This window comes from Pseudomonas sp. MM227 (assembly GCF_947090715.1).
Taxonomy (GTDB): domain Bacteria; phylum Pseudomonadota; class Gammaproteobacteria; order Pseudomonadales; family Pseudomonadaceae; genus Aquipseudomonas; species Aquipseudomonas baltica.
Genome location: NZ_OX352319.1, coordinates 3,007,236 through 3,024,949 on the forward strand (window position 1 = coordinate 3,007,236; position 17,714 = coordinate 3,024,949).

Here is a 17,714-nt window from a genome sequence, read left to right on the forward strand (position 1 = left end):
TCGAACGTCGAACGTGGCGTGGCGCGCACGAACCGCTATGATGGCCACCGCGATTTCCTTGATGACGGTTGTCCCATGAATACCCTCGAGCTGCTCGAAGCCGGCCATTTGGCTGGCGCCACCCGCCTGGACCTGGCCTGCGGCCTGACCGAATTTCCCCAGGCCATCTTCACCCTGGCCGACAGCCTGGAGGTGCTCAACCTCAGCGGCAACGCTCTGACCCGGCTGCCCGATGACCTGCACCGGCTGCACAAGCTCAAGGTGCTGTTCTGCTCGGACAATCCATTCACCGAGTTGCCTGCCTGCATTGGCCGCTGCCCGCAGTTGAGCATGGTCGGCTTCAAGGCCAACCGGATCGAACACGTACCTGCGCAGGCGTTGCCGCCACAGCTGCGCTGGCTGATTCTCACCGACAACCGCATCGAGCGTTTGCCCGACGCGCTGGGTGACTGCCTGCACCTGCAGAAACTGATGCTCTCGGGCAACCGTCTGCAAGCCTTGCCCGAGCGCCTGGCACAGCTGGAAAACCTCGAGCTGCTGCGCCTGTCGGCAAACCGCCTGCCGGCCTTGCCCGACTGGCTGCTGCGCCTGCCACGGCTGGCCTGGCTGGCGTATGCCGGGAACCCCATGAGCGAAGCCTTCACCACACCCCACAGCGAGGGCACACGCGGGCACATCGCCTGGAGCGACCTGCGCCTGGACGAGCGTCTGGGCGAAGGGGCTTCGGGCATCATCTATCGTGCACACCTGGAAAGCGGGCAGCCGGTGGCGGTGAAGCTGTACAAGGGCGCGATGACCAGCGATGGCTCACCGGTCAACGAGATGAACGCCTGCATGGCTGCGGGCGAACATCCGCAGTTGATCGAGGTGCTGGGACGCTTGAGCGGGCATCCCGACGGTACTGCGGGGCTGGTCATGGCGCTGATCGATCAGTCGTTCGCCAACCTGGCGGGTCCGCCCAGCCTGGCTTCTTGCACGCGCGACATCTACTCGGCCGATTTCGCCATTGATCGCGATGCCCTGTTGCGCTTGCTGCGGGGTATGGCCGGAGTCGGCGCCCATCTGCATGCGCGCGGGATCAACCATGGGGACTTCTACGCCCACAACGTGCTGTGGCGCGACAGTGGCGAGTGCCTGTTCGGCGATTTCGGCGGCGCCTCGTTCTACCCGGGCGACGATGGCGAGGTATCGCAAGCGCTGGAGCGGATCGAGGTCCGCGCCTTCGGCTTGCTGTTCGAAGAGCTGCTGACCCGTTGCACTGAAGCCGACGACGGCTTGTGGGCCTTGCAACGCGAGTGCGTCCAGCCCCAGGTGCTGGCCCGCCCCAGCTTCGCGCAAGTCACCCAGCGCCTGGGTACCTGAGGTATCCCCGACGCGCCCCGGTGACCCCGGACGCGGCTCGCGCCGCTGCTACACGGGCGGCGCCAACCCGGTACACCGCGCGCACACAACCCCTGTAGCAGCGGCGCAAGCCGCGTCGGCGGTTTCTACAATCCAGCTGTCACAGCGCGATGTACCCGGACGCGGTTACCGATCAGCCGGCGAGGCCGACGTAGACGTTTTGCACGTCGTCGTTGCCGTCGATGGCGTCGAGGAAGTCTTCCACTTCGGCTAGCTGTGCCGCGTCATCCAGAGTCACCGGGTTTTTCGGCACGTAGCCGATCTTCGCCGACACCACGGTAAAACCCTGCCCCGGCAGCGCCTTGCACACCGCGTCCAGATCGGTGGTTTCGGTCAGGAACAGGAACGCGCCCTCGTCGCCCTCCTCGACCTCCTGCGCACCGGCCTCGATGGCCGCTTCCTCGGCATCGACGTCGGCCGAATCAGGCGTCGCTTCGATCATGCCGTAGTGATGGAAATCCCAGGAGACCGAACCCTCGGCGCCCAGGGTGCCCTTGCGGAACAGCACGCGAATCTGCGAAACGGTGCGGTTGACGTTGTCGGTCAGGCACTCGACGATGACCGGCACCTGGTGCGGGGCAAAGCCTTCGTACTTGACCAATGTGTAGTTGACCGCGTCGTCGCCTACGCCGGCGCCCTTCTTGATGGCACGCTCCAGCGTCTCGCGGGTCATCGAGGCCTTCTTGGCCTGTTCGATCACCAACCGCAGGCGGGCGTTGGTGTCCGGATCGGTACCGGAACGCGCCGCGATCGAAATTTCCTTGGACAGCTTGCCGAAGATCCGCCCCTTGGCGTTGGCTGCTGCTTCGCGATGTTTAGCTTTCCACTGTGCGCCCATTTACCCGCTCTCTTGTTCGCTCGACCCATGCGCAGGCGACTGCAGCCCGCGCGTTGCGGCGCAGTTTACCTGCCCATCGCAAGCGCATCGACCAAAATTCTCCGGGCGCAACATCAACCCACGCGGGCCACCCACTTGCCGAAGCCGTCGATGAAACCCTGCAGGAACGGCCGGCTCTTCTCCACCACCTGACCGTTCTCGTCGAACAGCCCACCTGCGTGACCCAGGTACGCTTCGGGCTGCTGCATCATTGCCACGTCGAGGAACACCATGCACTGGCGCAGGTGCTGGTTGGCGCCAAAGCCGCCTACCGCACCGGGCGAGACGCTGATGACCGCCCCCGGCTTGCCGGTGAAGTGGCTCTGACCGTAAGGCCGCGAGCCCACGTCGATCGCGTTTTTCAAAGGTGCGGGTACCGAGCGGTTGTACTCGGGCGTGACGAACAGCAGCGCATCGGCTTCGCCCAGCGCCTGGCGAAAAGTGGTATAAGCAGCGGGTGGGGTGACATCGATGTCTTCGTTATAAAGCGGCAGATCGCCGATTTCCACGATTTTCAACGTCAGGTTGTCAGGTGCCATGGCCTGCAGCGCCAGTGCCACCTTGCGGTTGATCGACTCTTTTCTGAGGCTGCCGACCAGTACCGCAACCGAATAGACCTTGCTCATGCCTGTACCCCTGTGATGAATGGACCGAGGGCTAGTTATAGATGACTTGGCCCGGTTTGTCCGCCATCGGTCAGGCGCCCGCACTATTTTTTCTCGCTGGCAAAACTACCTGAATAAACAGGGGTCTACAGTGCCAGCGAGATACACGCAAAATTCTTCAGAGGTTGGAACTAAAATGGCGGTAGTCCTGGTTGGGCAATTTCATGCACGCGATGCGGAAGGTCGTATCTATCCGGTGCATGAGTTTCAGGAGTCGACCCCGGCGGTCGAAGGCAGTGCGCCGACCCGTACCTACAAGCTGGCCATCGGCGATCGAGTCAACCACTTGGGCGACGACCGTTTCCAACTGGTACAGAGCGGCGTGGAAATCATCCGAATCCCTTGACAGTCCGTGCACCCATTCACGCTGACACGCCCCCCGCGTTGTTAGCCGGCAGGGAACGCGCATGAGACTGCGCCATATCGAAATCATCCAGGCGCTCTGCCAGACCGGCGAACTCAAGAGCGCTGCGCAAATGCTCGACCTTCCCGTGCAGACCCTCGAACAGAACTTGCAGGACGCCGAGCGAAAGCTGGGCTTCCTGCTGTTTGCGCGGGCCCGTGGGAGGTTCCAGCCGACCCCGGAAACCCTGCGCATGCAGGCTGCCATCGCCAACGTGCAAACTCAGGCGGACCGCCTGCAACGCCTGGCCGACAGCCTGCGCGAGCATCAGGATCCCGGACTGCACGTGGTGTGCACAGCGTCCCTGGCCCACCAGTTGCTGCCGCAGAGCATCGCTGCCCTGCGCCGACGCTTTCGTGAAACCCCGTGCACGCTGGGTGTGCAGAATACCGATGCCATGGTGCGCAGCCTGTTGCTGCAGCAGACCGACGTCGGCCTGAGCCTGCACAGTCCCAAGCACGCGTCCATTACCAGCCAGGTGCTGGCGGAAGGCAAACTGCAGTTGCTCGCCCCTCAGGGCTGGCTCTCCCCCAAGCATCGCTACATCGCACTGCATGAACTGGCGGGACAGGCGATGATCGGTCTGGAGGGGGAAGACCCGCTGAGCCTGGTGCTGGAACACAGGCTTCAAGCGCTGAATCCGCCCCCACGCATCCAGACTCGCGTGCAGACCTACCAGATGATGCGCAGCATGGTCGAGGCCGGCGAAGGGCTGGCCATCGTCGATCCTTTTACCGCAGCGGGTGCGCGTGCCCAGGGGCTGGATACGTGCCCGCTGTCGCCTGCCGTGCCGGTCACCCTCTACGCCCTCACGCGCAGTGAGGCATCGGTTTGCGCGGCGGCAAAGACCCTGCTCGAAATCATTGCGCACAACGCGCAGGCGTTGCTCTCACCCGTCCGCGAATAACGTGTACCAGAACAGCGCCGTTTCGTGGCTGGCCGCATCGATGGCCTGGTAGCGCAAGTAGTCGATCCCACCCAGCCTGAAACCACAGCGTTCGTACAGCCGGCACGCTGGCAGGTTGTTGTTCTGGGTTTCCAGCATGATGCCTGGCAAACCCTGCTTGATTGCCCAGAAACGCACCACATCGAGCAGCGCCTTGGCCACGCCCTGCCCGCGCGCCACCGCATCGACCGCCAGCTCGTCGACATAGGCAAGGTTGTTCCAGTGCCGGCTGACCACCACGTGACCGACTGCCCGCTCGCCAAGCCAGGCCATGAAGATGGCACCAGCAGCCCCGGGTTGGCGATAGCGGGCGAACTCGGCAGGGTCTATGCCGTAGTCCTTGCGATAGACACGCACCGTCCTGAGCGGCCATTGGGCGACTGGCTGGTTGAACACGGGGGATACATAGCCACAGACCTGGGCACTGAAATCGGCGCCCAGCACGTAGTCGTCGAAACGCTCATCAGCCAGGCGAATGCACGGCTGGCTATCGGTCAAGCCACTGGCCGGGCCGTTCGCAGGCGACACTGCGGGCTACGCGCCCAACTGCGTCCAGAGCGCATCGGCCCCGGCAGCTTTGGCGATGACCTGCAGACGTGCCAGGTGCTCGTCGAGCTCGGCCTGGCTGGCGCGGATGATCGCCGTGGGCCGGCGATCCGCCGGCAGTCGGCGGATCTCGCTGCCCTGCTTGCCGCCGCCATCGCCATCGCTGGCGTTGCCTGCCAGCGAGAGGCTGGTCTGGCCACCAGTCATGGCCAGGTAGACGTCCGCAAGGATCTCGGAGTCGAGCAATGCGCCGTGCAGTTCACGCCCGGAGTTGTCGATGCCATAGCGCTTGCACAGCGCATCGAGGCTGTTGCGTTGCCCCGGATGGCGTTCGCGCGCCATCGCCAGGCTGTCGATCACCGTGCAGTACTCGGCAATGTTGGCCCGCTCGGGCATGCCGGCAATCTTGAATTCGTTGTTCAGGAAGCCGACGTCGAAGGTCGCGTTGTGCGCGATGATCTGCGCGCCCTGGAGGAACTCGTAGAGTTCGTCGGCGACCTCGGCGAAACGCGGCTTGCCCACCAGAAACTCGTCGGTGATGCCGTGGACGCCGATGGCGCCCTCGTCACTGGGCCGGTCCGGTTGTACATAGACGTGAAAATTGCGCCCGGTCAACCGCCGCCCCATCAGTTCGACGCAGCCGATCTCGATCACCCTATGGCCATCGGTGACCGGCATACCGGTGGTTTCGGTGTCGAATACTACGGAACGAACGGCCATGGAAGAAAACTCTCGAGCAGGGTGAACGAAGATCAAGGTGGAGCGATGAGCCTGAACGGCAACCGGTGAAACTCTAGCACAGCGCAGCAGGGGCTCCTATCTGGTTACCGGGCCGCCTACGCCGGGCGCATGCCACGCACTTCATCGACCCCACGGTTGGCCAGGTCGTCGGCGCGCTCGTTGCCCGCATGACCGTTGTGGCCGCGTACCCACTGCCACTTGACCTGATGGCGATTGACCTGCTCGTCGAGCTGCTGCCAGAGGTCGGCATTCTTCACCGGCTGCCTGGCGGCGGTTTTCCAGCCGCGCTTTTTCCAGTTGACCATCCACTCGTTGATGCCTTTCATCACGTACTCGGAGTCGGTCACCAGCAGCACGTCGCAGCCGCGCTTGAGTTCCTGCAGCCCGCGAATGGCCGCCGTCAGCTCCATGCGGTTGTTGGTGGTGGTGCTTTCGCCGCCCCACAACTCCTTCTCCACACCCTTGCACACCAGCAATGCCCCCCAGCCGCCGGGGCCAGGATTGCCTTTGCAGGCGCCATCGGTGAAGATTTCCACAGTGTCACTCATCAGGCTTTTCCATCGATGTTCGAATTGTCTCGGTTGACCTTGGCCATCGGCAACGGCAGCAACTTGCCCATTGGCTCGCGGCGTTGCTGCACCAATGGCCGCAGACCTACCACCATCTTGCGCGCAACCAATATATAGAAGCCCCCACCGCCACTCTGCCACTTGCCGGCGACGCGTTCGAGGCCGGCCAGGCGCGCCTGCCAGCGGGGCGAGGCAAGCGGCGGACGATAACACCCGAACCGGCGTTTCTCCAGCCCGAAGCCCAGCAGGTTCAGCCAGTCGGCCACCCGCGAAGCGGAGAAGCAGCGCGCCTTGTGCAGCCCGTCCTTGGCGAACACCCGGCGCGCGCCCCAGGCGCTCCACGGGTTGATGCCGACGATCAGCAGGTGCCCACCCGGCCGCACCGCGCTGGCCGCTTCGCGCAGCAGGCCGTGGGGCGAGAGGCTGAAATCCAGCCCGTGCTGCAGCACCACGACGTCCGCGGCATGTTCGCCCAGCGGCCAGGCCTGCTCTTCGCACACGATCTCGACGCCTGGAAAGGGCGCACCCATCCGCACGTTGCGGTGGATTTGCCCGGCCACCGGTGGTGGCTCGGCGCTGGGGCCGTAATGCACCAGATAGCCGCCGAAGAAGCGCGCCAGCTCTTCTTCGAGCAGGCGCTGTTCTTCGCGCAGCAGCAACTGGCCGTGCGGCCCGGCGAACCATTCGCGGGCCTGGCCGATCAGGGCCAGCCACTGTGGGTCGGCCTGGGCAAAGGCGGTATCGGTCATGACGATCTCCCACACTGAGGTTCACCTAATGCCGACGGGGCACTAAGATGGACCATTAATCGAAATCAAGCGAACCGAGCCATGATACAGATTCACGCGCTGAACGCTTTCTCCGACAACTACATCTGGTTGTTACAAGACACTGCGGCGCGCCAGTGCGCGGTGGTGGATCCGGGCGACGCCGGGCCGGTCGAGCGGTGGCTCGACGCCCATCCCGACATGCGCCTGACCGATATCCTCGTCACCCATCACCACAACGATCACGTCGGCGGCGTTCAGGCGCTCAAGCGGCGCACCGGCGCGCAGGTCAGCGGGCCGGCACAGGAATCGATCCCGGCGCGCGACCGCGCCCTGCGCGAGGGTGACAGCCTGGACGTACTCGGCCTGCACCTGCAGGTCCATGACGTGCCGGGGCATACTGCGGGGCACATCGCCTTCTACCACCTGAGCGACACGCAGCCCCTGCTGTTCCCCGGCGACACGTTGTTCGCCGCCGGGTGCGGGCGATTGTTCGAAGGCACCGCGCAGCAGATGCACGCATCGCTTTCGCGCCTGGCCGTACTGCCCGATGACACCCTGGTCTACAGCGCTCACGAATACACCCTGAGCAACCTGAAATTCGCCAGCGCGGTAGAACCCGGCAATCCGGACATTGCCGAGCGTCTGGAAGAGGTCACAGCGCTGCGCCAGCGCAACGCGATCACCCTGCCCACCTCGATCGGCCTGGAAAAGCGCACGAACCCGTTTCTGCGGGCCGCTGAAACATCCGTTAAACAAAAAGCAGACGAACGGGCCGGAACCTCTCACGGCACGGCGCAGGCGGTGTTCGCAACCTTGCGTAGTTGGAAAGATAAGTTCTGAAGGGCACTGATTTGTGTCGGAAATTTCTCAAAGGTTGACCGACCTTCGGTCACTTTCTAGAATCGCCCGACATTTTCGCGCGGAACTATCCTCCAGCCAATGTCGTCATCCATACGTAAAACCATCAAGTCCGACGCATTGACGCGACTGGCCCAGGCGATCGCGGTCACGCTGTGCGCCGGCCTGGCCGGCTGCCAGAGCACCGCCAGCGTGTCCTCGGGCGCCGCCCCGGACGCCCGCCCTCACGCCCTGACCGCACACGTGCGGCCCAAGCCGATTTTCGTCAATCAGAGCCAGCCGAAGAAAGTCCCACAGGACGTGTGGGAGCGGATTCGCGACGGTTTCCAGCTGCAAGACAGCATTGCCATGAACCCGCGCGTCGAACAGCAGCGGCTGTGGTTCGTCAGCAACCCATCGTTCCTGGAAAGCGCCAGCGGCCGTGGCAGCCTGTACATGCACTACATCGTCGAGCGCCTGGAAGAACGCGACATGCCGCTGGAACTGGCGCTGCTGCCGGTCATCGAAAGCGCCTTCAACCCGATGGCCTATTCGCGCTCCGATGCCTCCGGGCTGTGGCAGTTCATTCCGTCCACCGGCCGCTACTTCAATCTGCGCCAGACCAACTTCTACGACGGTCGTCGCGATGTCACCGCCTCCACGGGTGCGGCGCTGGACTACCTGAGCAAGCTGCACGAGATGTTCAACGGCGACTGGCTGCTGGCCCTGGCGGCCTACAACGCCGGCGAAGGCACGGTCAGCCGCGCCATGGAGCGCAACGAAAAGCTCGGCCTGCCGACTGACTACTGGAACCTGCCATTGCCGCAGGAGACCCGCGACTACGTGCCCAAGCTGCTCGCCCTGGCCGAACTGGTGCAATCGCCCCAAGCCTACGGCGTAAATCTGAACCCGATCGCCAACCAACCGTACTTCGACGTGGTGGAAGTCAATCAGCGCGTCGACCTGTCCCGCGTCGCGGCGCTGGCCGGCATCGACGAAGACGAGATGTTCCAGCTCAATCCGGCATTCAAGAAGCGCGTCACCATGGAGCCGACCCAGCACCTGCTGGTGCCTACGGCCAAGGCACAGTTGCTGACCGCCAGCCTGTCGAACATGAAGCCCGAAGAACTGCTGACCCTGGCACCCGCCCAGCGCGTCTTCGACGAAGTGGCGGTGGTGCAGCCCAGCCGGCCCAAGTCGTACACCGTGCGGCGCGGCGACAACCTGGCGTCCATCGCCAAGGCCAACAAGGTCGATACCCGCGACCTGCAGCGCTGGAACCGCCTGACCGGCAAGAACCTCAAGGCTGGCCAGACCCTGGTCATGCAGGCCGAAACCCCGGCCAAGGGCCGTCTGGTGGCCAAGGCTGGCTCGGCTGCCAGCGATGCGCAGAAGACCACCACCTACAAGGTGCGCAAGGGCGACTCGCTGTACCTGGTCGCCAAGCGCTTCAACGTCGAGATGCAGCACCTCAAGCGCTGGAACCCGCGCAGCGGCCACGCGCTCAAGCCCGGCCAAACCCTCACGGTCTACCTCAACCGCCGCTGAGTGCGCGCGGACCTGGGACGCTCCCCGTAAGGAGCGTTCCAAGGCCAGCTGAACGCCATCATCACTCTTCTTCCTGTTAAGACAAACTGTTACTGTAAGCGCAACAAAGTCATTGCCGACCGGTTCGGATTCATGAATTGATGCGTTCCCTTCCCTTCCGCCTGCTGGCCTGCCTGCTGGGCCTTGCATTGAGCACCTGTGCCAACGCGACGATCACCCAAAGCCACGGCTATGCGCAATTCGGAACGCTCAAATACCCGGCACGCTTCAGCCACTTCGATTGGGTCAACGCCGATGCGCCCAAAGGTGGCACGTTGCGGACGATGGCCTTCGGTACGTTCGACACGCTCAACCCCTATACCTTCAAGGGCACCAGCCCGGTCCAGACCGCGAACTTCCTGCAGTACGGCATCAATGAGCTGAACGAGCCGTTGATGGTGGGCACCGGCCAGTACGCGCCTTCGGGAGACGAGCCGACTTCCAGCTATGGCCTCATCGCTCAGTCGGTGGAATACAACGAAAGCCGCAGCTGGGTGGTGTTCAATCTCAGGCCGCAGGCGCGGTTCAACGACGGCCACCCGATCACCAGCGCCGACGTGGCGTTCTCCTACCGTACCTTGCTGACCCAGGGCCATCCGATGTACCGCACCAACCTGCAGGAAGTGCTGCGGGTCGATGTGCTGAGCCCGACCCGCATCCGCTTCGTGTTCAAGCGCTCGGGCAATCCGCTGCTGATCCTGCGCCTGGGCGAACTGCCGATCCTGCCCAAGCATTACTGGCAGGGTCGGGACTTCCAGGCGACCACTTTCGAGGCGCCGGTGACCAGCGGCCCCTATCGCATCAAGCAGGTGGTACCGGGCAGAAGGCTGGTCCTGGAGCGAGATCGGAACTGGTGGGGCAAGGACCTGCCGGTGAATCGCGGCAAGTACAACTTCGATCGCATGGAGGTCGAGTTCTACCGGGACAGCGACGTGGCCTTCGAAGCGTTCAAGGCCGGCGAGTTCGACATCTACATCGAGCACCAGGCGAAGAACTGGACCAACGGCTATGACTTTCCCGCGGTGCGTCGTGGCGATGTGATCAAGGCGCAGATCCCCCACAAGATCCCGACGCAGACCCAGGGCCTGTTCTTCAATACTCGCCGACCGGCCTACAGCGACCCCCGCGTGCGCCAAGCACTGGGGCTGTTGCTGGATTTCGAATGGACCAATCGCGCGCTGTTCAGCGGCGCGTATCGACGTACCGAAAGCTATTACCCCAACAGCGAATTCGCCGCCACCGGCCTGCCCAGCGGCAAGGAACGCCTGCTGCTGTCGGCGTACAAAAATGCACTGAGCCCGGCCCTCTTTCTGGAAGCGCCGAGCATGCCCGGTACCGACGGCAACGGCATTCCTCGAGCCACCTTGCGCCAGGCCCTGAAGCTGCTTGGGGATGCCGGCTGGACGCTGCAGGGCGACCGTCTGCGCAATGCCGCAGGCCAGCCGTTGCGCCTGGAAATCCTGCTGGTCAATTCCAATCTGGAGCGCATCCTGGGGCCCTATGTCGCCAACCTGGCCAGTATCGGCGTGCAGGCCAACCTGCGCAGCGTCGATCGCGCGCAATACAAACAACGCCTGGACCAGTTCGATTTCGACATGATCTCGCTGACCCTGCCGCAGACCCTGAGCCCGGGCCTGGAGCAATGGCAGTACTTTCACTCCAGTCAGGCCTCCGTGCGCGGCAGCAAGAACTATGCAGGCATTGCCAACCCGGTGGTCGATCGCCTGCTCGAGCAACTGCTCGGTGCCCAGAGCCGTGACGACCAGGTAGCTGCCGCCAGGGCACTGGACCGCGTGCTGCTGTCGCAGCACTACATGGTGGCCAACTGGTACCTGGACTACCACCGTCTGGCGTACCGCAGCCGGTTGGCATTCGTCACCACACCGCCGTACACCCTGGGCCTGAGTGCCTGGTGGGTCAAGCCTACGGAGAAGAGTCAATGATGCCATTACCTGCCTTGGCCAGAGCCCTCGGCGCATTCGCGCTGAGCCTTGCGGCCAGCCTGGCGCAGGCCGCGCCCCAACATGCCCTCACCCTGTACGACGAAGCACCGAAATACCCGGCCGACTTCCAGCACTACGACTACGTCAACCCTGACGCGCCCAAGGGCGGCACCTTTCGCCAGAAAGGCGTAGGCAGCTTCGACAGCCTCAACCCCTTCATCAGCAAAGGCGTGCCTGCCGACGACATGGACCTGAACTACGATACCCTGGCGCGGCAAAGCCTGGACGAGCCGTTTACCGAGTATGGCCTGGTCGCCGGGCGCATCGAGAAAGCCCCGGACAACAGTTGGGTGCGCTTCTACCTGCGCCCCGAAGCGCGTTTCCACGATGGCCGGCCGATGCACGCCGAAGACGTCGTGTTCAGTTTCCAGACCCTGATCCAGAGCGGCTCGCCGCTGTATCGCAGCTACTACGCCGACGTCGCCGAAGTGGTCGCCGAAGACCCGCTACGGGTGCTGTTCAAGTTCAAGCACAGCAACAATCGCGAGCTGCCACTGATCCTCGGTCAACTACCGGTACTGCCCAAGCACTTCTGGGAAGGCCGCGATTTCACCAAGGGCAGCCTGGACATTCCGCTGGGCAGCGGGCCCTACAGGGTGGCAGAGGTCAAGGCCGGTCGCTCGATACGTTACGAGCGGGTCAAGGACTATTGGGCACGCGACCTGCCGATGAACCGCGGCATGTTCAACTTCGACGTGCTCGACATCCAGTACTACCGCGACAGCACCGTGGCCCTGGAAGCCATGAAGGCCGGACAGTTCGACTACTGGCTCGAAAGCAGCGCGAAGAACTGGGCCACCGCCTACGACATTCCTGCAGTCCGCGAAAAGCGCCTGATCCGCGAAGAAATACCCAACGGCAACCCGACCGGCATGCAGGGCTTCGTGTTCAACCTGCGCAAGCCGCTGTTCCAGGACGTGCGCGTGCGCGAAGCCCTGGCCCTGGTGTTCGACTTCGAGTGGACCAACAAGCAGCTGTTCAACGGCGCCTACACGCGCACCGACAGCTTTTTCGAGAACTCCGACATGGCGGCCTCGGGCCTGCCAAGCCCCGCCGAACTGAAGATTCTCGAACCGCTGCGCGCGCAGATTCCCGAACGAGTCTTCGATACACCGTTCAACAACCCGGTCACCGACGCCAGCGGCATGCTGCGCGAGCAGCAGCGTCGCGCCTATAAACTGCTTCAGGACGCCGGCTGGCGCATCGTCGACGACAAGATGGTCGATGCCAAGGGCACGCCGGTGAAGATCGAGTTCCTGCTGACCCAGGCCGATTTCGACCGGGTCCTGCTGCCCTACAAGCGCAACCTGGCGGACCTGGGGATCGAACTGGTGATCCGCCGCGTCGACGTCTCCCAGTACATCACCCGCATTCGCTCGCGCGACTTCGACATGATGGTCGGCAGTTTCTCCCAGTCCACCTCGCCCGGCAACGAGCAGCGCGAGTTCTGGGCCTCGTCCAGTGCCGACAAGCCCGGCAGCCGCAACTACATCGGCCTCAGGGACCCGGCCATCGACAGCCTGGTGGAAAGCCTGATCAATGCCACTTCACGCCAGGACCTAGTCGATCATGCCCGCGCTCTGGACCGAGTCCTGCTCTGGGGCCACTACGTGGTCCCCAACTGGCACATCAAGACCTGGCGCGTGGCGTACTGGAACCACATCGGCCACCCGGCCATCACGCCACGCTACGACGTGGGCCTGCAGACCTGGTGGAGCAAGCCCCACGCCACGCCGGCGGTTACCCCCACGCCTTCCGAGACGCCCTGACATGCTGGCCTATACCCTGCGCCGACTGCTGCTCATCATCCCTACCCTGCTGGGCATCCTGATCATCAACTTCGCCATCATCCAGGCCGCCCCCGGCGGGCCGGTGGAGCAGATGATCGCCAAGCTGGAAGGGTTCGACGGCGCCACCAGCCGCATCGCCGGCGGTGGCGCCGAAGTGGCGGTCGCCGGTTCCAGCTACCGCGGCGCGCAGGGCCTGGACCCGGCGCTGGTGAAGGAAATCGAAAAGATGTACGGCTTCGACAAGCCAGCCCCCGAGCGCCTGTGGATCATGATCAAGAACTATGCGCAGCTGGATTTCGGTACCAGCTTCTTCCGCGATGCCAAGGTCATCGACCTGATCGTGGAAAAGATGCCGGTGTCGATCTCGCTGGGCCTGTGGAGCACCCTGATCATGTACCTGGTGTCGATTCCCCTGGGCATCGCCAAGGCCACCCGCCACGGCAGCCATTTCGACGTCTGGACCAGCTCGGCGATCATCATCGGCTATGCCATTCCCGCCTTCCTGTTCGCCATCCTGCTGATCGTGGTGTTCGCCGGCGGCAGCTACCTGGACTGGTTCCCGCTGCGCGGCCTGACGTCCAACAATTTCGAGGAGCTGAGCTGGAGCGGCAAGGTGCTGGACTACTTCTGGCACCTGGTGCTGCCCGTCGGCGCCCTGGTGATCGGCCACTTCGCCACCATGACGCTGCTGACCAAGAACAGTTTCCTCGACGAAATCGGCAAGCAATACGTGGTCACCGCCAAGGCCAAGGGGCTGAGCAATCGCCGCGTGCTGTACGGCCACGTATTCCGCAATGCCATGCTGCTGGTGATCGCCGGCTTCCCCTCGGCCTTCATCGGCATCTTCTTCACCGGGTCCCTGCTGGTCGAAGTGATCTTCTCCCTCGACGGCCTGGGGCTGATGAGCTTCGAGGCGGCGATCAACCGCGATTACCCGGTGGTGTTCGGCACCCTGTTCATCTTTACCTTGCTGGGGCTGGTGGTGAAATTGATCGGCGACCTTACCTACACCCTGGTCGATCCACGCATCGACTTCGGCCATCGGGAGCACTGAGATGAACCTGTCTCCCCTCAATCGACGCCGCTTCGAGCGCTTCAAGGCCAACAAGCGCGGCTGGTGGTCGCTGTGGCTGTTTCTGCTGCTGTTCGGCCTGAGCCTGGGCGCCGAACTGATCGCCAACGACAAACCGCTGGCGGTGCGCTACGACGGCGAGTGGTATTTCCCTGCCTTCAAACGCTACCCGGAAACGACGTTCGGCGGCGAATTCCCCCTCGAAGCCAACTACAAAAGTCCCTACCTGCGCGAACTGCTGGCGGCCAAGGACAGCTGGACGCTCTGGGCGCCGATCCCGTTCAGCTACCAGAGCATCAACTACGACCTCAGGGTACCGGCACCAGCGCCGCCTTCCGCGCAGAACTGGCTGGGCACCGACGACCAGGGGCGCGACGTGCTGGCGCGGGTCATCTATGGCTTCCGCATCTCGGTCCTGTTCGCCCTGACGCTGACCATCGCCAGCTCGATCATCGGGGTCATCGCCGGTGCGCTGCAGGGCTTCTATGGCGGCTGGGTGGACCTGGCAGGCCAGCGTTTCCTGGAGATCTGGTCCGGCCTGCCGGTGCTGTACCTGCTGATCATCCTGGCCAGCTTCGTGCAACCCAATTTCTGGTGGCTGCTGGGCATCATGCTGCTGTTTTCCTGGATGAGCCTGGTGGACGTGGTGCGCGCCGAATTCCTGCGTGGCCGCAACCTGGAATACGTGCGTGCAGCCCGCGCGCTGGGCATGCAGAACGGCGCGATCATGTTCCGCCACATCCTGCCCAACGCCATGGTCTCGACCATGACCTTCATGCCGTTCATCCTGACGGGCGCGATCGGCACCCTGACCGCCCTGGATTTTCTTGGCTTCGGCCTGCCTGCCGGTTCGCCATCGCTGGGCGAACTGGTCGCCCAGGGCAAGTCCAACCTGCAGGCGCCCTGGCTGGGTATCAGTGCCTTTACCGTGCTGGCGCTGATGCTCAGCCTGCTGGTGTTCATCGGCGAATCAGCCCGTGACGCCTTCGACCCGAGGAAATGACATGAGCCAGGACAATCTGATCGAGGTCCGCGACCTGGCCGTCGAGTTCGTCGCCGGGGAAAGTCGGCAACGCGTGGTCGAACACATCAGCTTCGATATCCGCCGTGGCGAAACCCTCGCGCTGGTGGGTGAAAGCGGCTCGGGCAAGTCGGTGACTGCGCACTCCATCCTGCGCCTGCTGCCCTACCCGCTCGCCCAGCACCCCAGCGGCACCATCGTCTACAACGGCCGCGACCTGCTCACGCTCCCGGAAAAGCAGCTCAGGCACATCCGTGGCAACCGCATCGCGATGATCTTCCAGGAGCCGATGAGTTCGCTCAATCCGCTGCACAACATCGGCAAACAGATCGGTGAAGTGCTGGCCCTGCACAAAGGGCTCACCGGGGCTGCCGCTGCCCGGCGCACCCTGGAATTGCTCGAGCTGGTCGGCATCGGCGAGCCGCACAAGCGCCTCAAGGCGTTGCCGCACGAATTGTCCGGCGGCCAGCGTCAGCGGGTGATGATCGCCATGGCCCTGGCCAACGAGCCTGAACTGCTGATTGCCGACGAGCCCACCACCGCACTCGATGTCACCGTGCAACTGAAGATTCTCGAACTGCTCAAAGACCTGCAGGCGCGGCTGGGCATGGCGTTGCTGCTGATCAGCCATGACCTCAACCTGGTGAAGCGAATTGCACACCGGGTATGTGTCATGCAGCGCGGTCGCATCGTCGAACAGGCTGGCTGTGAAGAATTGTTTCGAGCGCCGCAGCATCCGTACACCCAGGTTCTGCTGGGTGCCGAACCCAGTGGCGAGCCGGCGGCCACCGCGGTCGGCGAGCCGATACTGGCGGTCGACGCCTTGCGCGTGTGGTTCCCGATCAAGAAGGGATTGCTGGGCCGTACCGTGGATCACGTCAAGGCCGTCGATGGCATCCAGTTCACCCTGCCCCGTGGGCAGACCCTGGGTATCGTTGGCGAAAGCGGCTCGGGCAAGTCCACGCTGGGCCTGGCGATCATGCGCTTGATCGCCAGCCGTGGCTCGATCCAGTTCCAGGGCACCGCGCTGGACGGGTTGGCCCAGCAGCAGGTACGACCGCTGCGCAAGCAGATGCAGGTGGTCTTCCAGGACCCGTTCGGCAGCCTCAGCCCACGCATGAGCGTGAGCCAGATCGTCGGCGAAGGCCTGCGAATACACAAGATCGGCAACGAAGCCGAGCAGGAACAGGCTATCATTGCCGCGCTCGAGGAGGTTGGGCTGGACCCGCAGACCCGCCATCGTTACCCTCACGAGTTCTCCGGCGGGCAACGGCAACGTATCGCCATTGCCCGGGCCTTGGTTTTGAAACCGGCGTTGATCCTGCTGGACGAGCCCACATCGGCGCTCGACCGCACCGTTCAACGCCAGGTAGTGGAGCTGTTGCGTTCACTGCAACTGAAATACAACCTGACCTATTTGTTTATCAGCCACGACCTGGCGGTAGTCAAAGCCTTGAGCCACCAACTGATGGTGATCCGGCACGGTCAGGTCGTCGAACAAGGGGCGGCGCGGGCTATCTTTGCCGCGCCGCAGCACCCTTATACACAGCAGCTGTTGGAAGCAGCCTTCTTGGCCCCAACGGCTGTCGATTAACCTGAAGAGGAACAACACATGGGTTTTCTCGCCGGTAAGCGCGTCCTGATCGTCGGTGTCGCCAGCAAACTGTCCATCGCATCCGGCATCGCTGCCGCCATGCATCGCGAGGGTGCTGAACTTGCCTTCACCTACCAGAACGAAAAGCTCAAGGGCCGCGTCGAAGAATTCGCCGCCGGCTGGGGCTCGAGCGCCGATCTGTGCTTCCCTTGCGACGTCGCCAGCGATGCTGAGATCGCCTCGGTCTTCGAAGCCCTGAGCAAGAAGTGGGACGGCCTGGACGTCATCGTTCACTCCGTCGGTTTCGCCCCTGGCGACCAGCTCGATGGCGACTTCACCCAAGCCACCACCCGCGAAGGCTTCCGCATCGCCCACGACATCAGCGCCTACAGCTTCGTAGCCCTGGCCAAGGCCGGTCGCGACATGATGAAAGGCCGCAATGGCAGCCTGCTGACCCTGTCGTACCTGGGCGCCGAGCGCACCATGCCCAACTACAACGTCATGGGCATGGCCAAGGCTTCGCTGGAAGCCGGCGTGCGCTACCTGGCCGGTTCTCTGGGCCCGGAAGGCACTCGCGTCAACGCCGTATCGGCGGGTCCGATCCGTACCCTGGCAGCGTCGGGCATCAAGAACTTCCGCAAGATGCTCTCGGCCAACCAGGCGCAGACCCCGCTGCGCCGCAACGTCACCATCGACGAAGTCGGCAACGCCGGCGCGTTCCTGTGCTCGGACCTGGCGTCGGGCATCAGTGGCGAAATCATGTACGTGGACGGCGGCTTCAACACCACCGCCATGGGTGATATCGAAGAGTAAGTCGTCAGGCTGCACTCGATCGAAGAAAACGCCGCTCACCTCGAGCGGCGTTTTTTTACCTGAGATTCAGAAATCTCCG

The 17,714-nt window shown here is 63.6% G+C and carries 17 protein-coding genes; 11 read left to right on the forward strand and 6 right to left on the reverse strand.

Going from position 1 to position 17,714, the window contains the following annotated elements; all coding sequences use genetic code 11:
- Positions 1-75 precede the first annotated feature (75 nt).
- Positions 76-1,362: a leucine-rich repeat-containing protein kinase family protein gene (locus ONG87_RS13520; RefSeq protein ID WP_264381426.1), complete on the forward strand. Its 1,287-nt coding sequence runs from the start codon at positions 76-78 to the stop codon at positions 1,360-1,362.
- A gap of 172 nt (positions 1,363-1,534) precedes the next feature.
- On the opposite strand, the gene ONG87_RS13525 is transcribed toward ONG87_RS13520, so the two are convergent.
- Both ONG87_RS13525 and ONG87_RS13530 read right to left on the reverse strand, forming a co-directional pair.
- The gene (locus ONG87_RS13525; RefSeq protein ID WP_122475984.1) at positions 1,535-2,239 is read right to left on the reverse strand and encodes a YebC/PmpR family DNA-binding transcriptional regulator; all 705 of its coding nucleotides are present in this window, start codon (positions 2,237-2,239) and stop codon (positions 1,535-1,537) included.
- 113 nt (positions 2,240-2,352) lie between these two features.
- Entirely contained in the window at positions 2,353-2,904 is a 552-nt protein-coding gene (locus ONG87_RS13530) for an NADPH-dependent FMN reductase (protein ID WP_192137945.1), read from the reverse strand.
- Between the two features lie 175 nt (positions 2,905-3,079).
- Here ONG87_RS13530 and ONG87_RS13535 point away from each other — a divergent pair, with 175 nt between their 5' ends.
- Both ONG87_RS13535 and ONG87_RS13540 read left to right on the forward strand, forming a co-directional pair.
- Entirely contained in the window at positions 3,080-3,289 is a 210-nt protein-coding gene (locus tag ONG87_RS13535; RefSeq protein ID WP_122713739.1) for a hypothetical protein, read from the forward strand.
- 61 nt (positions 3,290-3,350) lie between these two features.
- Positions 3,351-4,253, forward strand: coding sequence for a LysR family transcriptional regulator (locus ONG87_RS13540; RefSeq protein ID WP_264381427.1), 903 nt, complete (start codon positions 3,351-3,353; stop codon positions 4,251-4,253).
- On the opposite strand, the gene ONG87_RS13545 is transcribed toward ONG87_RS13540, so the two are convergent.
- From ONG87_RS13545 to ONG87_RS13560, 4 genes are all read right to left on the reverse strand, one after another.
- On the reverse strand, positions 4,236-4,820 hold the full coding sequence (locus tag ONG87_RS13545) for a GNAT family N-acetyltransferase (RefSeq protein WP_240998678.1): 585 nt from the start codon (positions 4,818-4,820) through the stop codon (positions 4,236-4,238). The genes ONG87_RS13540 and ONG87_RS13545 overlap by 18 nt on opposite strands.
- A 6-nt stretch (positions 4,821-4,826) precedes the next feature.
- Positions 4,827-5,558 (reverse strand): DNA polymerase III subunit epsilon, encoded by a 732-nt coding sequence (dnaQ, locus tag ONG87_RS13550; RefSeq protein WP_122475990.1) that lies wholly within the window; start codon positions 5,556-5,558, stop codon positions 4,827-4,829.
- Between the two features lie 116 nt (positions 5,559-5,674).
- On the reverse strand, positions 5,675-6,127 hold the full coding sequence (gene rnhA / locus ONG87_RS13555; protein ID WP_264381428.1) for a ribonuclease HI: 453 nt from the start codon (positions 6,125-6,127) through the stop codon (positions 5,675-5,677).
- Positions 6,127-6,897, reverse strand: a complete 771-nt coding sequence (locus ONG87_RS13560; protein WP_122475993.1) for a class I SAM-dependent methyltransferase — start codon at positions 6,895-6,897, stop codon at positions 6,127-6,129. Before ONG87_RS13560 ends, rnhA begins: the two co-directional genes overlap by 1 nt.
- An 81-nt stretch (positions 6,898-6,978) precedes the next feature.
- Between ONG87_RS13560 and gloB the strand changes: the two genes are divergently transcribed.
- The 8 genes from gloB (at position 6,979) to fabI (ending at position 17,635) form a co-directional block, all read left to right on the forward strand.
- Positions 6,979-7,758, forward strand: coding sequence for a hydroxyacylglutathione hydrolase (gene gloB / locus ONG87_RS13565; RefSeq protein WP_264381429.1), 780 nt, complete (start codon positions 6,979-6,981; stop codon positions 7,756-7,758).
- A 99-nt stretch (positions 7,759-7,857) separates the two neighbouring features.
- Positions 7,858-9,303: a lytic transglycosylase domain-containing protein gene (locus ONG87_RS13570; RefSeq protein WP_122475997.1), complete on the forward strand. Its 1,446-nt coding sequence runs from the start codon at positions 7,858-7,860 to the stop codon at positions 9,301-9,303.
- Positions 9,304-9,443: 140 nt separating this feature from the next.
- Positions 9,444-11,285 carry an extracellular solute-binding protein gene (locus ONG87_RS13575; RefSeq protein WP_264381430.1) on the forward strand — a complete coding sequence of 614 codons (1,842 nt, stop codon included), beginning with the start codon at positions 9,444-9,446 and terminating at the stop codon, positions 11,283-11,285.
- Positions 11,282-13,114, forward strand: a complete 1,833-nt coding sequence (locus ONG87_RS13580; protein WP_264381431.1) for an extracellular solute-binding protein — start codon at positions 11,282-11,284, stop codon at positions 13,112-13,114. Before ONG87_RS13575 ends, ONG87_RS13580 begins: the two co-directional genes overlap by 4 nt.
- Before the next feature lies 1 nt (position 13,115).
- Complete coding sequence (locus ONG87_RS13585) at positions 13,116-14,189, forward strand: microcin C ABC transporter permease YejB (RefSeq protein WP_122476002.1); 1,074 nt, start codon at positions 13,116-13,118, stop codon at positions 14,187-14,189.
- A gap of 1 nt (position 14,190) precedes the next feature.
- Positions 14,191-15,210 (forward strand): ABC transporter permease, encoded by a 1,020-nt coding sequence (locus tag ONG87_RS13590; protein ID WP_185794483.1) that lies wholly within the window; start codon positions 14,191-14,193, stop codon positions 15,208-15,210.
- A 1-nt stretch (position 15,211) separates the two neighbouring features.
- Complete coding sequence (locus ONG87_RS13595) at positions 15,212-16,822, forward strand: ABC transporter ATP-binding protein (RefSeq protein ID WP_192102322.1); 1,611 nt, start codon at positions 15,212-15,214, stop codon at positions 16,820-16,822.
- An 18-nt stretch (positions 16,823-16,840) separates the two neighbouring features.
- The gene (gene fabI / locus ONG87_RS13600; protein ID WP_122476006.1) at positions 16,841-17,635 is read left to right on the forward strand and encodes an enoyl-ACP reductase FabI; all 795 of its coding nucleotides are present in this window, start codon (positions 16,841-16,843) and stop codon (positions 17,633-17,635) included.
- Positions 17,636-17,714: the final 79 nt, after the last annotated feature.